The sequence below is a fragment of the Pedobacter sp. A2324 genome, assembly GCF_059693705.1.
Genome location: NZ_JCASSK010000008.1, coordinates 90,338 through 114,219 on the forward strand (window position 1 = coordinate 90,338; position 23,882 = coordinate 114,219).

Below are 23,882 nucleotides of genomic sequence, written 5' to 3' on the forward strand. Positions count from 1 at the left end.
GCTTTATTTTCTTTGCCGTTGAATTTTTAAAACACTACATTGCTGATACATGGAAAACGATGATGTAAAAATTCTGAAGAAAAAACCAATTTTTCCCGTTACGCCAGCTTTGCAGAAGTATTTGCGGACCTATCAGCGTGAGGCTAAATTACCTATATCCTATCAAGATCTCATGCAGTTCAATGAGGCTTTCCCGTTGATGGACAAAGCCGGAAAAGATTCTTTATGGGAAGGTCCGATTTACGCACAGGACCTGATTGAAAACCTGCACAACGGATTGAAAGAAGTCTATGCCAACTTAAAAGCATCCGGCAACCTTCGGATTGTTGAACATAAATACATCGATAAGATTGAATATTGCACCTTCGGCAATACTCATCCCTTCCGCATCAGAATCGTAAACAGATTAAATGATGTTTACGATTATTTCTATATCAAGAAGGCAGATGCCTCACGTATTTACGGACTGGAAATGGAAGAGATTTTATCTCCTAATCAAGTAAATTATCTGGTGGATGGAGATACCCTGGTGGAAGAACATATTGCCGGTATTCCTGGAGATGTTTTTACAAAAGGACAGTTGTATACCCCGGAATTTAATCCCACCCGTATTGCTAAAGAATTTGTGAAGTTTAATGAGCGTTGCCTGATTATGCTCCTGGGAGATATGAGGGCATATAATTTTGTTGTACAGATTACACCTGATTTTGATGACATTCAATTCCGCATACGTGCTATAGACTTTGATCAGCAGTTTTATGAAGGAAATCTGAAGGTTTATTTACCCCAGTTTTTTAAAGAAAATCTTCCGTATGTAAAAATGAGTATGGAGCAGCTGACAGAGAAAACAGTTTTACAGTATCAGCAGGAAGAGCGTTCATCTATTGTTCACCGGGTGAGAAGTGAGCGGCACCGGTTGACTGATTTGCGCGATGTATCAAATAAGGAAGAGCTAACCACGCCAGAAAATATTGCGGTGTTAAAGCAAAGTATGAGTGAATATTTTAAAGATAAAAACTATCTGAAATGCGGCAACATGACAGATATCATTGAGCTGAATATTAAAAACATCATCCGGCAGGTGAAGTTATAAGCAAACGGCTGACAATTTTGCCAGCCGTTTTTGAGTGAATCTAGAAAGAGCGTCCAAAACATTAAGCGTGTTGGCCCTCATGTATTCCCTCCGCAAACTCTTCTACAATTTTATCATTGAAAGCAGGTAAATCTTCAGGTGTTCTGCTGGTAACCAAACCCTGGTCCACTACTACTTCTTCATCACTCCACAAAGCCCCTGCATTGATCAAATCCTGTGAAATATTTTTTACTGAAGTTAATTTTCTTCCCTGCACCACGTCCGCATTTATCAGCGTTTGCGGACCATGGCAAATGGCTGCGACAGGCTTGCCATCTGTAAAGAAGGACTTCACAAAAGCAATGGCATCTTCATTTACCCTTAGCTGATCAGGATTAATTACGCCACCCGGTAAAAGCAATCCGTTATAATCGTCAGCATCTGCCTCTGCAATGGTTTTGTCAACATCCACTTCTATCGACCAATGATCCTGATCCCAGGCTTTAATTTTTCCACTTTTTGAGGAAATGATATGTACGGTTGCACCTTCCTCTTTTAGTCTCTTTACCGGCTCAGTTAATTCAACTTCTTCAAATCCGCTTTCTGAAAGAACAGCGATTGTGCGGTTACTCAATTGTCCCATAATCTTTCTGTTTTAAATAGGTATGTATTTAAAGACATTCATTCAGGAAATTTTGTTTTTAGAAAATGAGATTAGTCATTCGTTCTCCGGTGTTTAAGGAAATAAACAACCAGATTTCCTGCAATGATGATGTGGTTAAAAATATTAGGGATTAGCCCATAATATTTGGTAAAGATGTTAAAACGCTCCTTTAAACTCTCGCGATGTTTTTTCTTGCTCATGCCACCAACCAGATATTTGGCTACATAGCGGTGAACATTAACAATGTTTGATGCTTTTTTCGCCGCCTTTATGATCCAGTCGATATCCGAACTGTATTTGTAGCTTAAATCATATGGCGTAACAATACTCCTTCTGATGTATATCGCCTGGTGGCTGATGTTCATCCCATATTTAAAACTCGTCCAATCAAAATGCTCCGGTGCCTCGTGTCTTCTTCTTCCCAGGTTTTCCCATTTATCGTTATACATTTCGGTTTCTCCATAATAGATATCTGCACCAGGAGCCGAATCAAAAACATCCTCTACCGTATGTTCATCGTAAATCTCATCGCCCGAATTCATAAACAAAACGTAATCTCCTGTAGCCAATGCCAGCCCCTTATTCATCGCATCATAAATCCCTTTGTCAGGCTCTGAAACAATTTTAGAGACTTGGGTTTGATACTTATTAACCACTTCCAGCGTACCATCAGTTGATGCCCCATCGATTACAATGTATTCGATGCTTTTGCAGGTTTGATTGGTGATTGATTTTATCGTTCGTTCAATGTCCCGGACGTTATTATATACGATGGTGATGATGGTCAGTTTAGGCATTAGTCCATTAGTTTTTTAAAGGTTTCGGCATCAGGTATCAAGCCTTTAAATGCCTTTGGAAGTGTATTACTTGTTTTATAGGTAGAAACTCCCATTGCCTTATTGAAATCTCTGAATGAAAATTCTACGATCTTGTTTTTTTTCTCTTTACAAAGTATAATTCCAATAGATGGCTGTTCATGAGGTTGTCTCACATATTCATCCAATGCTGATAAATAAAAGTTCATTTTTCCTAAATACTCTGGTTTAAACTTTCCTGTTTTTAATTCAGATACAACTAAGCATTGCAGGCGGCGGTTGAAAAAAAACAGGTCTAAAAAATATTCTTCATCTTCAATTATCAATCGGTATTGGTTGCTAATGAATGTAAAATCGGTTCCCAGCGACATCAGGAATTTTTTGATGTTATGAACAATCCCACTTTCCAGAGCACTTTCATCCGGTTCGCACTGATCCTCGATATTGATAAAGTCTAACAGGTATTCATCTTTAAAAGATTGTAGCGCTTTATTTCTGATTTCATTATTTGGAATGGTTTGAAGAAAGTTGTTAGGCAAGCTCCCCGAATTGCTGAACGACTTATTTTTAAGATGATATTTTAAGGTGCTAACTGACCAGAATCCCGTAGCAATTTTTTGGATGTAATAGATGGTTTCTTCTATTGAATTCTTATTCTGCAACAGCTCTATATGGTGCGTGAAGCTTACATTGAAAAAAGTTTTTTGTAATTGGTCCGTCACTGACGGGCTAAATTCAAATAGTTGATTATCATCACTTTCTAATTTGACCGTCACTGACGGACTAATTGGAACATACTGGTCCCAGTATTCAAAAAAGGCCCTCATTTTTTTTATATTGGTTGACGAAAAACCTCTTAAGCCAGGAAGCTCTGCCTGCAGATCATTTGATAGTTTATCGATGATTTTGGCACCCCATCGTTCTTGTTTGATTTTTTCAGAGATGAATTTACCAACAGCAAAATATAGTAATAGAAGTTCTTTATTAACCAGTCTGGCAGCCTTATATCTGCTTAATAAAATTGCCGATTTTAAGGCTTTGATATTTTCAGGATAATTGGTTATGCTTTCCATTTGGTCAGTTTGAAACGCTATAAATTTAGCAAAGATTTGTCGGTTTGTATACCATCAAATAAATTGGAATGTAAAGATTAAATTAATCTTCAAGTCAAAACTATTTTGGTTGCAAATCAATCAGGGTTTCGTACAGGTGAATGTGTTCAGCAGCAATAACCTCTTCCGAAAAATCTGCCAGAATACTTAGTCTTGCTGCTTTTTGTATCTCTTCCTTATTCGGGCGGTGGTAAAGCCATTCAATTCCATTTGCCAAATCCCGGGCATTTTCATATTCTGCCAGGTAACCATTCTGCATGTGCTTTACCATATCGGGAATTCCACCTGTAGTAAAAGCAATTACCGGAGTGGCACAAGCCAGACTTTCCATCACCGTATTGGGTAAATTGTCTTCGAGCGACGGTGTAATAAAAGCATCCGCAGCCGAATAACATTTTGCTAAATGATCATCTTTACTTATCGTACCTAGAAATGTCGTTTTAAAAGGGAATTCAGGCATTTCCGCATTTTCTTTATTGCCAAAAATAACCAGTTCAATATTTGCTTTGTTAATTCCCGATCTTTTGGATAAGATTTCCAATGCTTCAATCAAATAAGGCGTTCCCTTATGCTTATCATTTTTTGACGGCATAAATCCACTCATCAGCACAAATTTATCCGGATTGATTTTTAATATTTTCTTCGCTTCAGCTTTAATATAAGGTTTGAAAATATTGGTTTCTATTGTATTGGGGATCACCGAAGTGTTTCGCGTACCTAATAAACTGCTAAACTTGATCGACATTGCCATCCACTTACTCGGTGCCACAATATGAAAATTAAGTTCACTATAAGCCTTTTGTTTACGTTGCCAGGTCTTGTGTGAAATATCATCATTACCACTCATTTTCAGAATCGGACAATTGCCACATTGCTGATGGAAATTTTCACAGCCATAACGCACATGGCAACCGCCTGTAAATGCATTGCTGTCGTGGAAAGTCCACACAATAGGTTTCTCCAATTCGTCAAGCTCAGCTAAAAACTTTGGAGTTAAAAACCCATGATTTACCCAATGCAAATGAATAACATCAGCATTTTTCACTTCAGGATGATTTTTGATCGATCGCCCGAACCACTGCAAACTAAAAGGAGTCTTAACGGATTTGCTCAGCCATTTGGCATAATATCTTTCCGAGAGGATATTGAAAACTGCCTTCGCTCTCTGAAAAGGAGACTTGCTGAATGTATCAATCTTTGGGTTGTTTCCAAATTTATAATATACCAGTACTTTCGACTCTATACCATTTGCATTCAATGCGTCGCTCAGGCGAAGGCAGGCTCTGCCAGCTCCGCCATTTCCATCATAGGTATTTAAGTGTACTACTTTCAAATCGACCAAAAATACATTTTATTGTTCACGAATATAAAATCTGTTGCGTAATTTCAACCTAATTTTAAGCCAACAAACCAAAATCATGATCAAAACCCTGTTAAAATCGCTCACAGCAATAGCGTTTTTGCTGCCATGTTATTCATTTGCTCAAAATCAAACTTATTTTGCTTCCTATCCAGCATTAACGCCCGATGCGCAGACTATAGTATTCAGTTATGATGGCGATATATGGAAAGTTCCGGTTAAAGGTGGGGTGGCTTCCCGGATTACCGCACTACAGGGCGAAGAAGTCAATCCAAAAGTTTCTCCTGATGGGAAATGGCTGGCATTTTCCTCCAATCAGTTTGGTAATAATGATGTATACGTAATGCCCATCAATGGAGGTGATATCAGGCAGCTAACCTTTAATGATGCTTCTGATGAAGTGGATAACTGGAGCTGGGATTCCAAAACCATCTACTTTACTTCAGGCAGGTATAACTCTTTTTCAAGTTATAAGGTAAATGTAAATGGAGGTAGCGCAATTCGTTTGTTCGACAACTACTTTAATACCACGCACCATATTGCTGAATCGCCAACCGGCGAATTGTTTTTTAACGATACCTGGGAAAGTTACCGCTTTCCGAACCGGAAGCATTATAAGGGTGCCTATAATCCAGATATTCAGTCATACAACCCTAAAACTAAAACATACAAACGTTATACGGATTACATTGGGAAAGACTTCTGGACAAGCGTTGATCAAAAGGGAAACATCTATTTTGTATCCGATGAAGGCAGCGAGGAATATAATCTTTACACCTTCACCGGTGGAAAGAAAACAGGTTTAACTAAGTTTGATACCTCTATTAAAAGACCTTTCGTAGCTGCAAACGGCACCGTTGTGGTTTTTGAAAAAGATTATCAGCTATATACTTATGATGTAAACACTAAAAAAACAGAGAAGGTGAGCATCAGTACATCAAGAAATCAGGTATTAAGTAAAGAACAGGAATATGATGTACGGGCAAGTATCTCCGCTTTTGATGCATCCACAGATGGTAAAAAAATCGTATTTGTCTCCCGCGGAGAAGTATTTGTAAGTGATGCAGACGGAAAATTTATCCGTAAAATTACCAATAGTGGCGAGCGAGCCATGGAGTGTAAATGGCTGGCTGATAATAAAACAATCCTCTTCAGCCAAACGGCAGACGGCTATCAAAATTGGTTCACCATTGCGGGTGATGGTAAAGGGACGGTTAAACAACTGACTAAAGAGAAGGCCAATAACCGGGATATCAGCCTGAATAAGAGTAAAACCATGGCCGTTTACCTGAGCGGTAGAAATGAGCTGAAATTAATGGATCTTAAAACATTTGACAGTAAAACGGTGGTCACAGATGAATTCTGGGCATTTCAGAATTCAGCGCCCGGTTTCTCTCCGAATGATGAATACCTGCTGTTCACAGTATACAGAAATTTTGAACAGGATATTGTAGTACACAACATCAAACAAAATAAAACCATCAATCTAACAAATACAGGGGTTACAGAAACGGCACCTTCCTGGTCGCCCGATGGAAAATATATATTTTTTACCAGTGCCCGTACAAAACCATCATATCCTACCGGGATGTCAAATGCGCATATCTACCGGATGGCACTGAATAACTATGATGAGCCATACCGTTCAGATAAGTTTGATGATTTGTTTAAAGAAACCAAGCCTGCAGAGGTAAAGCCTGCAGTTGATGATAAAAGTAAAAAGGGAAAAGCCGATACCAGTAAAAAGAAAGCTGAGGTAAAGCCCACTCCAAAACCAGCAAATATAATTGCCATCAATACTCAGGATATTTTAGATCGTATTGAACTTGTGGGACCTTCTTTTGGCGGACAGTACGGAACAGATGCTTTCGCAAAAGGGGATAAGACTTACGTTTTTTATACCTCGAATCACGAGGGAGGGGCACCAGGTTTGTATCGGACAACAATTGAGCCTTTTGAAGCCAATAAAACCGAAAAAGTTGCAGATGGAGGTGACTATAACATTGTTCAGGCTGGAGATAAGTTCTTTGTGCTCTCCCGTGGTGTTGTCAATAAATACAACCTGGAGGCCAACAAACTGGATAAGATCGATCACGGATATAAATTTACCCGAAACCTCAATGCTGAGTTTAATCAGATGTTCTATGAAACCTGGGTAGGGCTGGATGAAAATTTTTATGACGAGAAGTTTCACGGTGTTGACTGGGATAAAATGAGAACCCGCTATGCCGCATATCTCCCTTATGTAAACAACCGCAGTGATTTGAGGATTCTGCTAAATGATATGTTAGGGGAGCTAAATTCATCACACATGGGTTTCAATAGCACCGGCGCAGAAGAACGCAAAAATTTGAACTATGTAACCAATGAAACCGGGATTGTGTTCGATAATGAGAACCCACTGAAAATTGAACGAATCGCTGCTAAAAGTAATGCTGCGCACGCAGGTACAAATATTTTAGCCGGTGATATCTTAACTCAGGTGAACGGGATTAAGGTAGATGAAAAAATAGACCGTGATTATTATTTCAGCAAGCCATCATTGGATAAAGAGATGAGCTTAACCTTCAACCGAAATGGTAAAGAGGTATATGTGAATGTACATCCCGAAAGCGCAGGCACCCTTCGCGGAAACCTTTACGACGAATGGATTAACAATAACCGCAAAAATGTAGATAAATGGGGTAATAACCGGATTGCTTATTCGTACATGAAAAACATGAGTGGGGGCGAGCTGGAATCTTTCTTGCTGGATATGGTTGCGCAGGAAGAAAACAAGGATGCGATCATTCTCGATCTGCGTTATAACACGGGTGGCAATGTACATGATGATGTGCTGAAGTTTCTCTCACAACGTCCGTACCTGCAATGGAAATATCGTGGCGGCAAGCTTGCGCCTCAAAGTAACTTCGGTCCTGCGGCAAAACCTATCGTGCTGTTGATCAATGAACAATCTCTCAGTGATGCAGAAATGACGGCGGCAGGTTTTAAGCAATTGAAGCTGGGTAAAATTATAGGTACGGAAACCTATCGCTGGATTATTTTCACGTCAGCTAAAGGACTTGTAGACGGGTCGTCGTACCGCTTACCCTCCTGGGGTTGCTATACCATGGATGGGAAAAACCTGGAGAGTGAAGGCGTAAAACCAGATCTTTTCGTTAAAAACACCTTCGAAGATCGCCTCGCAGATAAAGATCCCCAATTGGAAAAAGCCGTGGCGGAAATTCTGAAAGACCTGAAATAAGATCAATTTTGAACTGTTTAAACGGGTTAATGGTGAAAGCAATGATGCTATCACAATTAACCCGTTCATCATTTTATACAGTTAAACAAATTTTCCGTTTCTTTGAACCTGTATTCAATTTAAAACATGGCAAATTTATTAACCGACAGGGCTTTTTGGGTAAGTTATTGGGAAAGTAAAAAAGGGCTAGCGGTTCAGTTACCTGCAAATTATTTGTTTCATCGCCAGCTGGCTGAAATTGTAGATAAAGGAAATGTTCAAACCGCGATTGAACTCGGCGGTTTCCCCGGTTATTATGCTGTGTTTTTAAAGAAATATCTAAAACTTGACGTAACACTTTTAGATTATTTCGTCCATCCGCCAGTAGTTCAGGCACTTTTGAAGAAAAATGATTTGAAACCTGATGATATACACGTTATCGAAACAGATCTATTTAATTATCATCCCGCTGAACAATATGATCTGGTACTCAGCTGCGGTTTGATTGAGCATTTCAATGACACCGCAGATATCATCCACAGACATATTTCTTTTGTGAAACCAGGTGGAACATTATTTATTACCCTGCCTAACTTTAAAGCGGTTAACGGATGGTTCCAGAAGCAGTTTGATAAGGACAACTACAATAAGCACAATATTGATAGTATGGACCCGGAGCTATTGAAATCTATTTGTGAAAAAGCGGGTTTAAAAGAAGTAACATCTGGTTACTTCGGACGCTTCAGCGTTTGGCTGGAGAATGAAGATCAAAAGTCTGCAGGCGTTCGTTTATTGAAAAAAACAATCTGGTTAGCTGGTAAAGTTTTTACTAAAATTATTCCTTTTGAGAGCAAAAATTTATCGCCATATATTATCTTAGTAGCGAAAAAATAATTACGCTCTATGGCAATCAGTTGGGGATACTCGCCAAAAATTGAAAAGTTTATTCCGCTTGGCGATTTTGCTGCGGATAAGTACTTAATCGTTGCACAACAAGCGATTGAAAATTTGGGATGGAAGCTTAGTCACATTTCCCAAACCGGACTCATCGCTTATACCAGTATCTCTTTTCAGTCCTACAGCGAAGAAATTTCCATCCGGATTCATAATAATTTCGCGGTAATCAAAAGCGAATGCGTGGGTATTCAGATGCTGTTTAACGATTATGGTAAGAACGACCAGAACCTGGAGAAGTTCTTTCATGAATTCGAGTATGTTGAATTTCACCTGAAAGATGTGTGGGATGATCGCTTAGCCAAATTCCATTCGCTGATCAATAAGCAAGACGATCACTACTTTGAGAAAGCCCCACTGGCAACCAAGAATAAAATCAAGAACGTATTATACCTATTTTTCCCACAGAAAGGCTATACGGTAACGCCAATTCTGGTGCTGGTGAATATCATCTGTTTTTTTGCCATTTCTGTCCTATACGTGATATATTTCCGGTATCTCCTGATTACTCAGGGCAGAATCACCGATAGTTACACGCTTAGTTTAAAGGCAAAAGCTTTTAAAAACATACTCAGTCTGGATTACCGCAATACCATATTCAATGGGCAGCTTTGGCGCCTGATCAGCTATCAGTTCAGTCACGGGTCAATATCACATCTCTTATTTAACATGTACGCCCTTATTTATCTGGGCCTGATGATTGAAAATAAACTGGGCTGGAAAAAATTTATTTTTATTTACCTGTTAAGTGGTGTTTGTGGCGGACTGATGAGTTTGTGGTTTCATCCAGACCAATTTATTCTGGGTGCGTCTGGTCCGATTATGGGATTATTTGGTGCATTCCTTGCCCTACTCATCAATAAAACATTCGAAAAAAAGGCTACACAGGCATTATTGATCAGTACGGTAATCGTTTCCGTATTTGTGTTGATTAATGGCGCATTTGGAAAGCGGGTTGATAATGCAGCGCACATTGGTGGGTTTATCTCTGGTTTTGCATTTTGTTGCCTGTTTAGCTTTAAACCGACGCATGAAGACGCGTTGAAAGACTGGGCAAGGTACGCTGTAAATTTTGTTGTTTTCGCATTGTTTTTCAGCGCAGTATTAACATTTATTCCCAGATACCAGACAGAAGACTTTAAAGCATTAAATGAGAAATTCAACAGCAATATGGATTACCTTAATGCAATCACCCGCTTAAAAATTGATTTGCCGAAGGATTCAAAGTTAAAATCAATTAAAGAAGATGGTATTATCCCTATGGAGCGAAATCTCCAGATCATTAAACAGATGGATGCTTTAGTGCTGAAGAGTGAGGATTCAAAACAGCGTGATAAAAAAGTAAGGCTCGGCAAGATATCTTACCGAGCAGTTATGCTGATGTATAGGGATATAAAAGGAGATAGTACCTATCGCTATAGCAAAGAAACGTCGAAAGCACTGGGTAGTGTTTTCAGGATCCTTTACGATCGCGAGGAGACTAAATAGCTTTTTTATAAAAACCTATTTCACTAAGGGTAATACAAACCGGAGATTTGGTAATATTGATTCTCACTTGATTGGTCGTAACCGGCTGGTCAAGTTGAATCAACCTTTTGGCGCCGATGCTTCTGCCATCAAAAACTTTATTCCAATGCTTATCCTGCAGAACCTCGATAGTGTATGCCTCGATTCTTTGCCCTAAAGGAATGTATTCCTGAAGGCTTATAATGTCGAAAGTTTTTTCAGTTTTCAGGTCGATTTCAATATTGGCTTTATGGGTATTGTCTTGTGTTGCCCAATAACTTTCCTTCTTTCCATCCAATACATTTTTGGCGGCGAAAGTTTTACTACGAACATTGCTGGCGGTAATCTGAGCGCCTTTGGCAAGATTATTTGCAAAGGTGTGTTTCACTATATTGCCAAATTCGGTTAAAGCCTTTACGTCATCATCATGCAACTGTCCTCTGGTATCGGGTGCTAAACCCAGGTCCAGTCCTGCTCCACGGCCTACACTTTTCAAATACAGGTCAAATAAAACCTCCGGAGTTTTGGGTTTTTCCGTCGGATGGTAAAACCAGCCTTTACGCAAAGGAACATCACACTCTGCTGGCATCCAGAACTTTCCGTTCCTGATACCGGCAGGGCTCTGCGGGTAGTTAGCCTGCCCAGGTACTGCAACATTTTTTCCATCAGGTGCCATTGGTGTAAAAGTAGCCCAGCTGGTTTCTGCCGCATGGCCATCTTCATTACCCACCCAGCGAATGTCCAGGCCAATATCACTAAATATGTTTGCTGTAGGTTGCAATTTTCTGGTAATGCCCCAGGTATTATTCCAGTCGTAATATGTGGTATTATCTATTGATCTTTTTTCCCTAGCACCACCATAGTAGCCGTCGCCGCCGTTTGCGCCATCATGCCAGCTCATAAATAACGGTCCATAATCGGAATATAGTTCTGTAAGTTGGGCCTGGTATATGGCGAGATACTTATCGGTTCCGTACAAGGCATTATTCCTGTCCCATGGCGAGCAGTAAACGCCAAATTTTAAACCATTTTTGCGTGCAGCCGATTCCACCTCTTTCACCAGGTTTCCTTTCCCGTTTCTGAAAGGACTTTTGCTAATATTATATTCAGTGGTTTTGGTCGGCCATAGTGCAAAGCCATCATGGTGTTTGGCTACCAGTATAATGCCCTTCAAACCACCTGCTTTTGCTGCCTGAATAATCTGTGTGGCATTGAAATCGCTTGGGTTAAATGTCTTAGGATCTGCGTCGCCAAAGCCCCATTCTTTGTTCTCGAAAGTAGTTGGAGTGAAATGAATTAAACCATAAACCTCAATGTCATGCCATGCCAGCTGTCGTTTTGAGGGTACTGCGCCATACGGTTCTGGGGCGTTTTGTGCTAAGACATTACACGAAAGAAATAGCAGTAAGATAAAAAAGGACTTCATAATTTGTTGCTTAGTAAAGCCAAATTACAAAGAATAATCAATTTACTTTGAAAAATATTGTGCAAGTTTTTCTCTGGCAAAGCGCTTAATTCTGATCATCATATTCCCTTTACGATGGGTGAGGAAACTTTTTATCGCTTTAAAAGCCTGCTTGTTTTCTTCGATGCTGTCTGGAAATTCGGTAATAGGCTTTGGGTTAATGATGACATTGTAAATGTCGTTAATCCCCGAATGGACACCTGTGCCATCGTGACCGATATTGTTCACCAGTGATTGAGCAGGATTTAATGTGAGACCTCCTTTAAGAAAAATTGACGCATACCAGCGAATGGCCCAGCTGTTATTCTTACCTTTCTTAAACTCCTGCATCTGTTTCCAGAAGTTCATTTTATGATCAATAGAAAAGGCTGCCCTTTTCTTTTTATCAAACTGTTTGATCAGGATATCAATATCGGGTTCAAAGTTCTTCCATGCCCTTTCCCACGTAGCCCAGCCCCAGCTCGTGGCCGCGCGGTAGAAAAATGCCTCGGGTAAGTCTACTGCTGTTAAGGGGTACATGTAGGCCCCAATGTGCATTACTTTTTCTTCCTCACGATAGCGGTTCAATGCATCGTTAAAATAAGCCAAAGTGTGTGGCGAGCTTACCAGGTCGTCTTCAAACACAATAACCTGCCCGTAATCAGAAATCAGCTCACTCACGCCAGCGATTACTGAATTGGCTAACCCAGCGTTTTCTTTGCGTGCAATTATCTTAACGGATTTAAATCCGTGTACCTTATTAATAATGGCTCTTACTTCCGCTACTTTTTCTTCATCTGCTTTGGTTTTGGCCCCATCAGAAAAAATATATAGTCTGCTTTTTCCAGCCAGTTCATTCAGCTGTAAAAATTGAAGCGTCCGCTCTGTGTGCTGCGGACGGTTGTAAACAAAAAGGGCTATGGGGGCAAGGTTCTGCATGTATATGTTACCGGTTGAGTTATTGAATTAAATAGCTTAAGTCACGCTCAATAAACCATTAAACTCAAGGCGAAATTGCGAACCAAGCTAATAATCTATGCAGAGTTAGTGAGTTAATCTTATTTAACGGCTAAAATATATGTAAATTCTGATCAGATTTTTTTGTCAGCACTGTATAGGCATTTGCAAACTGCTCCTGCTTCTTCCGCCCAAGCAATCCTCCCAGTGTTTTTTTGATGTTGTATTCCAATTCGATTTTCAGGTTGCTGATAAAAGACTTCGGCGCTCTCTTGTTTACAAACTCATTAAACTTAACAGTTTCAGTCGCCGTCATGGAAACCTTATCTTCCATAATTTCCAGGCCCTCGCTTTGCAAAAGAAAACGTAGTGAAGTAGGTGTGTACATATTGATATGGCCATAATCCAGAAAGTGCTTCATCCGGTTGTCAACGCCATAACGATAATCTTTAGGTACTTCTACCACAATGTATTTGGCTACCCTTTTTAGCTCACGAATCAGTATGCGTTCATGCTCTACATGTTCCAGTACGTGAGCCAGAATGATCAAATCAAAGCTATCATCAGCGTATGGGATTTTATAGCCATCAAAGCTTTGTACTTCTTTTAGCAGCGATAAATTTCGTTTTTTAATCAGGTCAACCCCACTTTCAGCAATTTCAAGGGCATAAAGCTCCGGCGCAAAATTCCAGTCGTTTAAAAAATGAAGAATACTTCCATCACCTGCGCCCACCTCCAGTACCGTTTTTGGCTTGATGGCTGCGCAAACATCTACAATATTTTTCGCTTTATATTTAGCGCCCAGCATCCGCCATTCCACATCGCTATTGGTGTAGAAATTATCATAAGCAGTTTTTACCTCTTCGCTTAACATATTGATGAAGTTAGATGTCTAAACAGTTATTGGCTTTGTAAAAAACCGATGTAGCCTTTTCATAAAATAGGCCAGGGGAGATGCCGCTAAAGCTGATTTCCTTAAAACCCTGTTCCTTTAATAATACCCTCGCCGGTTCATAAACATCACGTTCGCTATCATCTAAAATGACTACTCCATTTTCAGATAAAGCGGCTAAGCTATACCGGCAGCAACGTACCCTGTCGCGACCATCAACAATGATGATATCGAACTTTTTATTCAGTAATGTTGCTTTCCTGGCGTATTCGCCGTCGCGTTGTAGCTCACAAAATATCATCTCGGCATTAGCAGGGCTGGTGCCTTTTACTTTATTGTACCAATTTCTGTCGTGTTCAACAGAAGTAACCGAAGCCGCCTTTTGTGCATAGAAGATGGTAGAGTTTCCAGAACCATATTCAAAGATATGATGTGACCGATTAATGCGGTCCCTGATGAAATCAATAAAGGAGTAGGTAACCCAGGGTAAGGCTTTACCCTGCCCGTCCACTGCCTGTTTCTGATCGAAGGCGGTAAACCAGCCGATGCTGTTTAGGTAGCCTTTGTGCCCGTATGATAGTAGCGCTTTTAGTCTACCTGGCTTCCCGATTAATGTAGTTAATGCTTTTAAGGTACTCAACGTTTGAATATTTTTTGAAATGCTGTGACCAAAAATAATGATTTTAGCATCATTATTCCCTGTTGGCGCGTTTTCGGGATTAATAAAAGATAAAATGTTGAAACAAAGCATGCTATTAATGTTGCAATTGACGCACCAACACCTGCATACTTTGGAATTAACCACAGGTTTAATAATATATTGACCAGCGCCCCGCAAGCTGTCCTGTAGAATGAAATCCTGGTGTATCCTTCGGCGATGAGGTATTGAGAGCTCGCACTTCCCAAAAAGACAAATATCCCTGACCAGATATGAATCGATAGCATTGCGCCCGCCCCTTCAAACTGATTAGAATATAGTAGGTGAATAATAAAATCGGCAGTAAAGCTGATGAAAATCCCAACTGGTAAGCAAATATATACCAGTAAATCATACAAGTTTCCCAATCTCTTGCGATATCGCGCTATGTCAGTTTTTCTGGCATTTATTAGCGCAGGGAATACCGAGGTAACAATGGCAACCGGAATAAAATACCATGCCTCGCTTAAATTAGCTGCAGCACTGTAAATCCCCACGGCTTTACTTCCAACTTCTTTTAGCATTACCACATCTATTTTCATGTAAATGGAAACCATTACCGCTGAAAGGATGAGGGGAGAGGACTGCTTTAATAACGATTTTGCTCTTGCCCCATCATAACGCCATTGAAAGATGCTAAACCCCTGTTTTTGATAGACAATGATCAGGCCGATAGCAAGGGTCAGACCGTCGAAGACTAATGCCATTACAATATATATCAACGGAAGGCCTAAATAGATCAGAATTAGCTTAAGCGCTGCCGAAATGATCAGGCATATATTTTGAACCTGAACAACATACTTGGACTGTACCTGCGATTGAAAGTAGGCATCAATTACGTTGAAGGACTTAAAAAAAGAGGCGAGGGCTAACAAGCCAACCATTATCGTCAACGGTTCGCCCGGATTTTTCGATGTCTCGTGACTAATATAGTATATGCCCATGGCCACGGGAATGGCTGCGGCATTCGTCAATAATCTAAGCCAAAGGGAAGTACCGAGTATCTCATCTCGCTTTTTTGGTTCTTTTATAATTTCCCTGATGATAAAGGTGTCGAGGCCCAACGCGCCAACGGCGGCCAGTATCGCAACAAGGGACAAGCCAAAACTAAGATCTCCAAATAGGCCTGGTCCAAGGTATCTGGCGATAAGTAAGCCCACTAATAAGCTTAACACCTTGCCAAACATTAGCCATCCTGTATTCTTTAAATACTTATTAAATGCCTCCTCATCAAAACCTTTTATACCGGGTAATTTCATTAACGCAAAGATGTAAAAAATGTGCGGTAATTAGGTAAGTGGTGCGCCCACCGCAATATCGCAGCGATGACCTGGCTCTCCATGTTTGGGATTCAACTTTACTCCGTTTTTAGCCTCAAGAGATCCTGCATCTGCCGCAGGCTGTGCAGGGGGTTGCGAAACAGCAGTCGTTTTAACTGCAACGGGCTTCGAGTTCAGTGGCGCGCCCACGGCAATATCGCAACGGTGGTTGGGTTGTCCGTGCGGTGGGTTCATGCCTTTTGCCACTTTCACAGTCGACACCTGAGTGACTACCGGTTGTGGCGTTGTGGCCTGGGCAACCTGCACAGGTCTTGAATCTAAAGGTGCACCTACGGCAATGTCACACCTGTGGCCGGGTTCGCCATGCTTGGGATTTAGTTTTTTCCCTTTTGCATCCACTGTCGCTGGTACAACAGGAGGTGGCGGTGTAGCGTTTGGAGTTACTTGTGCCTGCGCAGGTGCACTTTGGTTCAGCGGAGCACCAACAGCTAAAGCGCAGGTATGTCCGGGCTGGCCATGAGGGGGATTAAAAATCAGGTTACTTTTAGTTGTAGCAGTTTGGGGCGTTGGATTAGCAACTTGTTGCAGGCCTTGCAATCCGCCGGGTGTGGCAATTAAACTTTGTGAAGTTTCTTTTTTCTCACCCTTGCAGCTGCAAAACAGCACTAATGCCAGGAGGTAGGTAAACTGCTTCATAAGCGTAGGTTTTAGATTTAATCAAATATGGCGAAATAATTTTAACCTTTAAAACTTTGCTCAATACGGTTCAGCTGCTTGAGATGATGTTTCAGATGGATCTCGATAAACCGAAACCATTGCTTAGCATTTAAATAACCCAGGCGTGGATGTGGCGTTTTAATATGCTTGTTTGCTTTACTTACATTTGGATAGGCATGCTCAAGTGCCTTTTCAAATTCTAAGATAAAATCCAGTGCTTCAGTTTTTGATATTTTTTTGACACGGTCAATCAACCGTTTAGGCACTTTATATTTTTGAGCAGGTGGAAAAGCTCCAAAAAACAAAATCACTTTTACCGCAAAATGTGTGGGCTTATCTTCGCCTTTCCCTTTGATGCAATTTTCGAGGGCAATTAGCGATAGCAAACTGGAATCGAAAATATGAGAATATACTTCACTATAACTCCATCCATCTATCGGCGGGGTAAGTTGGAAAATATCCTCAGGATAAGAGGATAGCTTTGCTTTATACGCTTTAACGATGTGATGTAAAGATGCCCGGATTTTTGCAGCTGTCATTTAATAAATATAGCGTATTTATTAGAATAGCCACAAAAGTTCCCTTAAATGGGAGATTTCACTTTCCACATCCGCTGGTTTATCTTTCCTCAAGGGATTAAAAAATATGGTATCCATACCAAATCCCATCGCACCGTAAACGTCCGCTTCCAGACTGTCGCCAATCATAATGCTCTCTGATTTGCGGGCTTGTGCTTTATCCAGTGCGTATTCGAAAATCAGCGGATTCGGTTTATTCACCCCCACATCTTCAGATATGATCACGTGCTCGAAGTAAGGGTTCAGATTTGAAAGATCCATTTTAGTCAATGTGGTCTCTTTAAAACCATTTGAAATGATATGTAGCGTATATTTTTGCTGAAGATAGCCTAAAACCTCTTCTGCGCCTTCAAACAGATTCGTTTTTGTAGGAGAGATATTAACATAATCATTCTCGAACTGATGCGGAACCTTTTCCGGCTGAATACCGAGCTGGATAAAAGTTTTGCTAAATCTTTCTGATCTCAGAAAGTCTTTGGTAATTTTTCCCAGATGATAGTCTGCCCACAGCTGATGATTGTTTTTCGTATAAGTAGTAATAAAATCAGCACAAGAGTTCAGTCCAAGAGAACACAAATCGTAAGTATGGTAAAGCTCATTTAAAGTCTCTTCAGCGTTGCGGTCAAAATCCCAGATGGTATGATCCAGGTCAAAGAAAATATGTTTTTTTTGGTGATACATAGTCACAAAGGTAGGGCGATTCACAAATATAGATCAACTTTATCCACACAAATTCATTAAACCTTTGTGCCATAGGCCAAATCTCCGGCATCACCCAACCCGGGAACGATGTAAGATTTACTGGTCATCTCCTCATCTATGGCGCCAACCCATAACTTTGCTTTTGGTAAATTAGCCCTTACGTGTGCAACCCCCTCTGTGCTGGCAATTGCAGCAACAATGTGAAGCTCTGCAATTTTGTAGCGGTTAATTAATTCCTTACAACACATCACCATGCTCCGGCCCGTTGCCAGCATCGGATCTGCCATAATCAATATGCGCCCGTCCAGATCGGGCGTAGATACATAATCCATCTGGATGTTAAAGTCGCCGTTTTTCTCCGTTTTGCGGAATGCCGAAATAAAGCAACAGCCCGACTGATCAAAAATATTAAGCAACCCTTGCTGTAAAGGTAAGCCTGCCCTTAAAATTGTTGCCAATACAGGTTGCTGAGCTAAAACCTCACATGTCGAAACGCCGAGCGGAGTGGTTACGTCTTTTTGAATATAGTGCAGTGATTTGCTAATCTCATAAGCGAAAAACTCACCAATGCGCTCCAGGTTTTTACGAAAACGCATCGCATCCTTCTGGATGTTTTCATCGCGAAGCTCAGCGATAAATGTATTGGCAATAGATTTTGTTTTACTAAGGTCAAAAATCGTCATTTGTTCTTTAGCTTGTTACGAGCTGTCTAAATTAACAATTAATGGCCGAACATCTTTTAAAAAACCTATTTAATCCGCCGTCTCGGTTAATAGCAGGTTGAACATCGTATTTAGCTTTCTATACTTTGGATTAGTCGAAAGGCTTTTTAAGTTCCAGGAGGAAAGGAAATTCCCATTAACAACCTTTACTGCTTTGATGTAGCTATCGATTTCAGTCTTAGCCTCCGCCGGATTCAGGTACTGTAGCTGGGTATCTGCAATGCAGTAAGAATGAACCACCAGTGAGGTAACTTTCTCCAGCTGCAGATCGTACCAGTTGAAAGGTGTTGCCGTACCAGCCCTAAAACCTGAATTATTTTGATACCCCATGGAATAATCTTCCACGATACCCAAGTTTAAAATGTTTAAATAGCATATTGGAAATTTCAAAGGTTCCATTTGCTGACTAATCGAAATAATCTGTTCAGGGAAAGTTTCCTTTAGTAAAGCCAGGTCATTTTTAATGACGTTGGTTTTTTCTTTATCACTTGCGCAGGGGCGAAGCAATCCTACCGGTGCTTTACCAAGACTTTCTGAAATGGGCACTCTATGAATATAATCTGATGGAATATGAGGAAAGCTGATAAAGAATACCGGCTTTACGTTTTTTTTTGCAAAGCTGGTTTTCAATTGTTCAAGCACCGTTTCATCTTTTACCCTTACTCCGGTAAGTTCATCAAACCTGGCGCTGAGGTAATTGTTTTCTTTTTGAAAAAGACTGCTGAAAACAAATTTTGTTTTATTTAGAAAGCCGTTCGGAATACCCGCTGTAAGGTGAAAGTGTAGTGCAGTCTGCGAAGAGAAGCTTTTTTCATGAAATTTAAAATCCGGGTATTTCTTTTTGAGAAGACTTTTTACAATTAATGCCCATTCATCTATAATTGGCCTCTCCAGAATTTTCCATTTATTTTGAAGGCTCATTGATGCCCTAAACTCATCTTCAGTTTTCTTTTGATGGAGGTATTCTTCATATCTCGTAACAAGAAAGAAAGATGCCGCGAATACATCAAAAGGTAATGCTGAATCTTCAACCGGAAAAGGTGCTTTATATCCACCAAATTCAGTGCTTTTTACCTTTACTTCCTCCAGCCTGTTAGAAAACAGCAGCGAAGTACTTTTAAAAAACAATTCATCCGCCAGTGGCATATCTCCATAGCTTATTTTGCACTGCTGGCTTTGTAAAAAATGTTGTGCATTGCCTGTAAATTCGACTTCGGACTTTAAAATATCTTTAAATATAAAATTGAAGATATATTTTATCCTTGGGGTGAGTAGCTTGGAAAAAACGATCAGGTGCATAACTTAATAATCAAAGTAACTTAAAAGAGATACAACAATATTCTTCAGCCTATATTATCTCAATGTAATATCTGAATAATAAATTTAACAGTATTTTAATGCTAACCTGATATCTATTACAAAAATTACACTCAAAAGTTTGCCGAAAACTTCTTATCCGGGTAAAGGATTTTAGTGCTTTTTCTCACATTTCCTTTTACTAAATGAACAATACTCATCTGGTCGTCGAACATATCATAAAGAATGGTATTGGTTACTTCCATCGATTTTACCGCTGGTACTTTCTCTACTTCCAGGTAAATGTTCGTGGCTTCGTGGTCCATTTCAAAACCCAGGTAACTCATTTTTACTGACTTGCGGTTTGCATTAACCGAAAGGTGAGTTAAAATATATTTCTTCACCAGCTCGTCCATTGCAGCTTTCATAGCAGGGTTAGATAAATCTGTTTTCTGTTTATAGCTCTTCGCCAGGATAGATTCAAAATCATCAGAAAAAACCCTGCAGCTAATTTCCAGACTTTTCTCTTTCGCGTTAAAATTTACCTCAGTAGTGCTCACATGCAAGGGGTGTTTGTCGCTTTTAGCCAATCCGAAAAACAGGAAAGTGATAATAATGGTAACAAATTTGGTGTTTAACACGTGCATTTGATTTGATTTTATACGTTTTTATAATTAAAACTCTAATTTTAAGCTTTCAAAAGTAACTAAAAGCAAAATACAAACGCTCATTTGTTTATAATGCCGATGCAGGATTTTATTTTTTACTTCAAACTGGGGTGGGAGCACATTATTAGTGCCGATGCTTTAGATCATCAGCTTTTTATTCTGGCGCTTGTTGCCATTTACAGCTATACCAATCTAAAGCAGGTATTAATCTTAGTCACTGCATTTACCATAGGTCACTCTGCCACGCTGCTGTTAAGCGTGCTGGATATAATCAGGTTTGAAAGTAAATGGGTAGAATTTTTAATTCCCTGTACCATTGTGATTACTGCGCTGAGTAACTTGCTGAGAAAGAATTTTTCTTTGAAGTCGGTAAAGATCAATTACTTTTTTGCACTTGGATTCGGTTTAATCCACGGAATGGGCTTTGCAAACTCCATCCGGATGATGCTGGCCAAAGATCAGCATTTGGGTTGGGGACTGTTTGGCTTCAACTTAGGCCTGGAAGCCGGACAGATTTTTGTCGTGTTGATTATTCTGCTGATTACTTTTGTTATATTTAACTATACAAGAATTAAACGCATGAGCTGGGTATTGTTTATATCGGCCGGCGTATTTTCCCTCGCACTAAAAATGGCTTTAGAGCGCATCCCTTTTTAACTAACTAAGAACAAATGAATAAATTATTTACAATCACCACTAGTCTGCTGCTCCTTTCGGGTGGCATGGCTATGGCTCAGAACATTCAAAACAATCCAGGCAGCAACCATGGAAATAAGTTTGAGCAGCTGGGCACCATTTTACCAACACCGAATGAACAGCGTACAGCCAGTGGTGCACCAGGAGTTAAATACTGGCAGCAACGTGCCGATTATAACATCAAATGTGAGCTGGATGAGAAAAACCTGTTGTTAACAGGATCTGAAACGGTAACTTATACCAACAATTCACCTGATCCTTTAACCTATATCTGGTTGCAGTTAGATGAGAACGAACACAGCACCAGCAAAAGCTCCAATTATCAGGATGCCACTAAAATGCCTGTTGCAGGCACCGTCCAGTCTCTGGATCAGTTAAGTGCCAAAACAGATAATGGCAACGGAATTAACATTAACAAACTCACCGATGCTACCGGTAAGAGCCTGAAATATACCGTCAACAAAACCATGATGAGGGTCGATTTGCCTGTGGCTTTAAGAACAGGTCAGAAATTCATCTTCAATATCGACTGGAACTATAAAATTACCGACAGGATGAGCGTTGGCGGCCGTGGGGGGTATGAATTTTTCCCTGCCGATGGCAATTATTTGTTCACCATGACACAATGGTACCCACGTTTATGTGTGTATAGCGATTTCCAGGGCTGGCAAAATCATCAGTTTACCGGAAGGGGAGAGTTTGCTTTAACCTTTGGTGATTTCAAAGTACAAATGACCGTTCCTGCCGATCACCTGGTTGGTTCAACAGGAGAGTGTATTAACTATAGTGCTGTATTATCTCCAACACAATTAAGCCGTTATAACACCGCGAAAACGGCTTCTGCTCCGGTAGAAATCCAGACTTTAGCCGAAGCTAAACTTGCTGAAGCTAAAAAATCAACAGCTAAAAAAACCTGGGTATTCAATGCCAACAACGTTCGTGACTTTGCATGGACATCATCCCGCAAATTCATCTGGGATGCAATGCCTCAAAAAATACAAGCCAACAATAACACCGTAATGTGTATGAGTTTCTATGGTAAAGAAGCCTATAACTTATATAGCAAGTTCTCTACCCGCGCAGTAGCCCATACCATTAAAACGTATTCTGATTTCACTATTCCTTATCCTTATCCTGTTGCGCAGAGTATCGAAGCAGCCAACGGCATGGAATATCCGATGATCTGTTTCAACTATGGCCGTACCGATGCTGACGGAACTTATAGCGAAAGCACCAAAAACGGCATGTTGGGGGTAATTATTCATGAGGTTGGTCACAACTTTTTCCCGATGATTGTAAATAGTGATGAACGCCAGTGGACCTGGATGGATGAAGGTTTGAACTCTTTTGTTGAATACTTAACAGAAGAACTTTGGGATAATAAATTCCCAAGTAAAAAAGGCCCTGCTTATACCATTGTTGATTACATGAAATTACCAAAGGACGAGCTGGAGCCGATCATGACCAACTCAGAAAACATTGCACGTTTCGGTCCGAATGCCTATTCAAAACCTGCCACTGGTTTAAATATCCTCCGTGAAACCATTATGGGAAGAGAGTTATTTGATTATGCTTTTAAAGAATACGCCAGAAGATGGGCTTTCAAACACCCTGAACCTGCAGATTTATTCCGTACCATGGAAGATGCCAGTGGTGAGGATTTAGATTGGTTCTGGAGAGGGTGGTTCTATGGAACTGAGCCTTGTGATATCGCTCTGGACAGCGTAAAATTTGCAAAAGCAGATTTTCCTAAAGATGTTCCTGCCGCCAGGTCAAGAATGGTAAAAATCGATAAACCTGCTGTGAATGCGTTTGAAGACATTTCAAAAATCAGAAACCGTGAAGATAAGAAGATCGGTTTTTATGTTGACAAAAACACAGCCGCACAGGATTTCTATTACAAATACGACAGGGGAATGGTCAGCATTGATACGAACATCACGAATAAAGTAGAGATGGGTATGCCTTTTGAGGTTGTACCTGAGAGTGACCAGGCAAAATATAAAGACAAATTCCTGTATGAGTTAAATTTTAGCAATAGGGGCGGTTTAGTGATGCCGGTTATTGTAGAGTTTACCTATAAAGATGGTACTAAGGAAATCGACCGTATCCCTGCACAAATCTGGAGACATAATGAACTGAAAACTTCAAAGTTTTATGTTAAAGATAAAGAGGTAGAATCTATTTTGGTTGATCCGCTTCGTGAAACTGCCGATATTGATACCACCAACAATACCTGGGGCGGTAAAGCCAAAGAAAGCAAGTTCAGGGCCTTCAAAGCCAAAACAGGTGGTGCCGTTAGAGGCCAGTCTGTTGGAGCCAACCCAATGAAAGTTGCAGGAAGCAAATAATTACTGAAGTTAAAATTTTAGATCCCTCGCTGAAGACAAATCAGCGGGGGATTTTTATTTGTATGGCTTCCATCTATGCCAGGAAAATTGTATCGCTATTTTGAAATTACATAACCTCTATTTTGAAATTACATAGCTTTTATTTTGAAATTACATAGATTTTGTATTACGATGCA

21 protein-coding genes are annotated in these 23,882 nt (G+C 40.2%); 6 read left to right on the top strand and 15 right to left on the bottom strand.

Going from position 1 to position 23,882, the window contains the following annotated elements:
• Nucleotides 1-49 precede the first annotated feature (49 nt).
• Nucleotides 50-1,093 carry a hypothetical protein gene (locus tag AC570I_RS20950; protein WP_047800874.1) on the top strand — a complete coding sequence of 348 codons (1,044 nt, stop codon included), beginning with the start codon at nucleotides 50-52 and terminating at the stop codon, nucleotides 1,091-1,093.
• A gap of 61 nt (nucleotides 1,094-1,154) precedes the next feature.
• Here AC570I_RS20950 and AC570I_RS20955 read toward each other — a convergent pair whose 3' ends face one another.
• The 4 genes from AC570I_RS20955 to AC570I_RS20970 form a co-directional block, all read right to left on the bottom strand.
• Complete coding sequence (locus tag AC570I_RS20955; protein ID WP_047800873.1) at nucleotides 1,155-1,715, bottom strand: type 1 glutamine amidotransferase domain-containing protein; 561 nt, start codon at nucleotides 1,713-1,715, stop codon at nucleotides 1,155-1,157.
• A gap of 71 nt (nucleotides 1,716-1,786) precedes the next feature.
• Nucleotides 1,787-2,533, bottom strand: a complete 747-nt coding sequence (locus AC570I_RS20960) for a glycosyltransferase family 2 protein (RefSeq protein WP_497407067.1) — start codon at nucleotides 2,531-2,533, stop codon at nucleotides 1,787-1,789.
• Nucleotides 2,533-3,624, bottom strand: a complete 1,092-nt coding sequence (locus AC570I_RS20965) for a PDDEXK nuclease domain-containing protein (protein ID WP_497407068.1) — start codon at nucleotides 3,622-3,624, stop codon at nucleotides 2,533-2,535. Before AC570I_RS20965 ends, AC570I_RS20960 begins: the two co-directional genes overlap by 1 nt.
• 100 nt (nucleotides 3,625-3,724) lie before the next feature.
• The gene (locus AC570I_RS20970) at nucleotides 3,725-4,996 is read right to left on the bottom strand and encodes a glycosyltransferase (protein ID WP_497407069.1); all 1,272 of its coding nucleotides are present in this window, start codon (nucleotides 4,994-4,996) and stop codon (nucleotides 3,725-3,727) included.
• Between the two features lie 85 nt (nucleotides 4,997-5,081).
• On the opposite strand from AC570I_RS20970, the gene AC570I_RS20975 reads away from it, so the two are divergent.
• The 3 genes from AC570I_RS20975 (at nucleotide 5,082) to AC570I_RS20985 (ending at nucleotide 10,688) form a co-directional block, all read left to right on the top strand.
• Nucleotides 5,082-8,267 (top strand): S41 family peptidase, encoded by a 3,186-nt coding sequence (locus AC570I_RS20975; protein WP_497407070.1) that lies wholly within the window; start codon nucleotides 5,082-5,084, stop codon nucleotides 8,265-8,267.
• A gap of 126 nt (nucleotides 8,268-8,393) precedes the next feature.
• Nucleotides 8,394-9,140: a class I SAM-dependent methyltransferase gene (locus tag AC570I_RS20980; RefSeq protein WP_497407071.1), complete on the top strand. Its 747-nt coding sequence runs from the start codon at nucleotides 8,394-8,396 to the stop codon at nucleotides 9,138-9,140.
• A gap of 9 nt (nucleotides 9,141-9,149) precedes the next feature.
• Nucleotides 9,150-10,688, top strand: coding sequence for a rhomboid family intramembrane serine protease (locus tag AC570I_RS20985; RefSeq protein ID WP_497407072.1), 1,539 nt, complete (start codon nucleotides 9,150-9,152; stop codon nucleotides 10,686-10,688).
• Here the strand turns inward: AC570I_RS20985 and AC570I_RS20990 are convergent.
• The 11 genes from AC570I_RS20990 to AC570I_RS21040 form a co-directional block, all read right to left on the bottom strand.
• Nucleotides 10,681-12,132 (bottom strand): alpha-L-fucosidase, encoded by a 1,452-nt coding sequence (locus AC570I_RS20990; RefSeq protein WP_497407073.1) that lies wholly within the window; start codon nucleotides 12,130-12,132, stop codon nucleotides 10,681-10,683. The genes AC570I_RS20985 and AC570I_RS20990 overlap by 8 nt on opposite strands.
• Before the next feature lie 42 nt (nucleotides 12,133-12,174).
• Nucleotides 12,175-13,089 carry a glycosyltransferase family protein gene (locus AC570I_RS20995; protein ID WP_497407074.1) on the bottom strand — a complete coding sequence of 305 codons (915 nt, stop codon included), beginning with the start codon at nucleotides 13,087-13,089 and terminating at the stop codon, nucleotides 12,175-12,177.
• A 130-nt stretch (nucleotides 13,090-13,219) separates the two neighbouring features.
• On the bottom strand, nucleotides 13,220-13,981 hold the full coding sequence (locus AC570I_RS21000) for a class I SAM-dependent methyltransferase (RefSeq protein WP_497407075.1): 762 nt from the start codon (nucleotides 13,979-13,981) through the stop codon (nucleotides 13,220-13,222).
• A 10-nt stretch (nucleotides 13,982-13,991) separates the two neighbouring features.
• The gene (locus AC570I_RS21005) at nucleotides 13,992-14,639 is read right to left on the bottom strand and encodes a class I SAM-dependent methyltransferase (protein ID WP_047800867.1); all 648 of its coding nucleotides are present in this window, start codon (nucleotides 14,637-14,639) and stop codon (nucleotides 13,992-13,994) included.
• Entirely contained in the window at nucleotides 14,636-15,955 is a 1,320-nt protein-coding gene (locus AC570I_RS21010; protein WP_497407076.1) for a flippase, read from the bottom strand. The genes AC570I_RS21005 and AC570I_RS21010 overlap by 4 nt, the downstream gene beginning before the upstream one ends.
• Nucleotides 15,956-15,985: 30 nt before the next feature.
• The gene (locus tag AC570I_RS21015; RefSeq protein ID WP_497407077.1) at nucleotides 15,986-16,672 is read right to left on the bottom strand and encodes a hypothetical protein; all 687 of its coding nucleotides are present in this window, start codon (nucleotides 16,670-16,672) and stop codon (nucleotides 15,986-15,988) included.
• 41 nt (nucleotides 16,673-16,713) lie between these two features.
• The gene (locus tag AC570I_RS21020; RefSeq protein WP_047800865.1) at nucleotides 16,714-17,232 is read right to left on the bottom strand and encodes a DinB family protein; all 519 of its coding nucleotides are present in this window, start codon (nucleotides 17,230-17,232) and stop codon (nucleotides 16,714-16,716) included.
• A 21-nt stretch (nucleotides 17,233-17,253) separates the two neighbouring features.
• Nucleotides 17,254-17,952, bottom strand: coding sequence for a YjjG family noncanonical pyrimidine nucleotidase (locus AC570I_RS21025; RefSeq protein ID WP_497407078.1), 699 nt, complete (start codon nucleotides 17,950-17,952; stop codon nucleotides 17,254-17,256).
• Between the two features lie 56 nt (nucleotides 17,953-18,008).
• Nucleotides 18,009-18,656, bottom strand: a complete 648-nt coding sequence (upp, locus tag AC570I_RS21030; protein WP_497407079.1) for a uracil phosphoribosyltransferase — start codon at nucleotides 18,654-18,656, stop codon at nucleotides 18,009-18,011.
• A gap of 69 nt (nucleotides 18,657-18,725) precedes the next feature.
• The gene (locus AC570I_RS21035) at nucleotides 18,726-19,994 is read right to left on the bottom strand and encodes a DUF7033 domain-containing protein (protein WP_497407080.1); all 1,269 of its coding nucleotides are present in this window, start codon (nucleotides 19,992-19,994) and stop codon (nucleotides 18,726-18,728) included.
• Between the two features lie 131 nt (nucleotides 19,995-20,125).
• A complete protein-coding gene (locus AC570I_RS21040; protein ID WP_497407081.1) occupies nucleotides 20,126-20,638 on the bottom strand; it encodes a DUF6702 family protein in 513 nt (170 codons plus the stop codon).
• Between the two features lie 99 nt (nucleotides 20,639-20,737).
• Here AC570I_RS21040 and AC570I_RS21045 point away from each other — a divergent pair, with 99 nt between their 5' ends.
• Nucleotides 20,738-21,316: a HupE/UreJ family protein gene (locus AC570I_RS21045; RefSeq protein WP_047800945.1), complete on the top strand. Its 579-nt coding sequence runs from the start codon at nucleotides 20,738-20,740 to the stop codon at nucleotides 21,314-21,316.
• Between the two features lie 14 nt (nucleotides 21,317-21,330).
• Nucleotides 21,331-23,706 carry a M1 family metallopeptidase gene (locus AC570I_RS21050; protein WP_497407082.1) on the top strand — a complete coding sequence of 792 codons (2,376 nt, stop codon included), beginning with the start codon at nucleotides 21,331-21,333 and terminating at the stop codon, nucleotides 23,704-23,706.
• Nucleotides 23,707-23,882 lie beyond the last annotated feature (176 nt).

Coding starts and splice junctions, on each gene's coding strand:
- AC570I_RS20950 (WP_047800874.1), top strand. CDS start 50: ATGGAAAACGATGATGTAAAAATTCTGAAGAAAAAACCAATTTTTCCC.
- AC570I_RS20955 (WP_047800873.1), bottom strand. CDS start 1,715: ATGGGACAATTGAGTAACCGCACAATCGCTGTTCTTTCAGAAAGCGGA.
- AC570I_RS20960 (WP_497407067.1), bottom strand. CDS start 2,533: ATGCCTAAACTGACCATCATCACCATCGTATATAATAACGTCCGGGAC.
- AC570I_RS20965 (WP_497407068.1), bottom strand. CDS start 3,624: ATGGAAAGCATAACCAATTATCCTGAAAATATCAAAGCCTTAAAATCG.
- AC570I_RS20975 (WP_497407070.1), top strand. CDS start 5,082: ATGATCAAAACCCTGTTAAAATCGCTCACAGCAATAGCGTTTTTGCTG.
- AC570I_RS20980 (WP_497407071.1), top strand. CDS start 8,394: ATGGCAAATTTATTAACCGACAGGGCTTTTTGGGTAAGTTATTGGGAA.
- AC570I_RS20985 (WP_497407072.1), top strand. CDS start 9,150: ATGGCAATCAGTTGGGGATACTCGCCAAAAATTGAAAAGTTTATTCCG.
- AC570I_RS20990 (WP_497407073.1), bottom strand. CDS start 12,132: ATGAAGTCCTTTTTTATCTTACTGCTATTTCTTTCGTGTAATGTCTTA.
- AC570I_RS20995 (WP_497407074.1), bottom strand. CDS start 13,089: ATGCAGAACCTTGCCCCCATAGCCCTTTTTGTTTACAACCGTCCGCAG.
- AC570I_RS21000 (WP_497407075.1), bottom strand. CDS start 13,981: ATGTTAAGCGAAGAGGTAAAAACTGCTTATGATAATTTCTACACCAAT.
- AC570I_RS21010 (WP_497407076.1), bottom strand. CDS start 15,955: ATGAAATTACCCGGTATAAAAGGTTTTGATGAGGAGGCATTTAATAAG.
- AC570I_RS21015 (WP_497407077.1), bottom strand. CDS start 16,672: ATGAAGCAGTTTACCTACCTCCTGGCATTAGTGCTGTTTTGCAGCTGC.
- AC570I_RS21020 (WP_047800865.1), bottom strand. CDS start 17,232: ATGACAGCTGCAAAAATCCGGGCATCTTTACATCACATCGTTAAAGCG.
- AC570I_RS21025 (WP_497407078.1), bottom strand. CDS start 17,952: ATGTATCACCAAAAAAAACATATTTTCTTTGACCTGGATCATACCATC.
- upp (WP_497407079.1), bottom strand. CDS start 18,656: ATGACGATTTTTGACCTTAGTAAAACAAAATCTATTGCCAATACATTT.
- AC570I_RS21035 (WP_497407080.1), bottom strand. CDS start 19,994: ATGCACCTGATCGTTTTTTCCAAGCTACTCACCCCAAGGATAAAATAT.
- AC570I_RS21040 (WP_497407081.1), bottom strand. CDS start 20,638: ATGCACGTGTTAAACACCAAATTTGTTACCATTATTATCACTTTCCTG.
- AC570I_RS21045 (WP_047800945.1), top strand. CDS start 20,738: ATGCAGGATTTTATTTTTTACTTCAAACTGGGGTGGGAGCACATTATT.
- AC570I_RS21050 (WP_497407082.1), top strand. CDS start 21,331: ATGAATAAATTATTTACAATCACCACTAGTCTGCTGCTCCTTTCGGGT.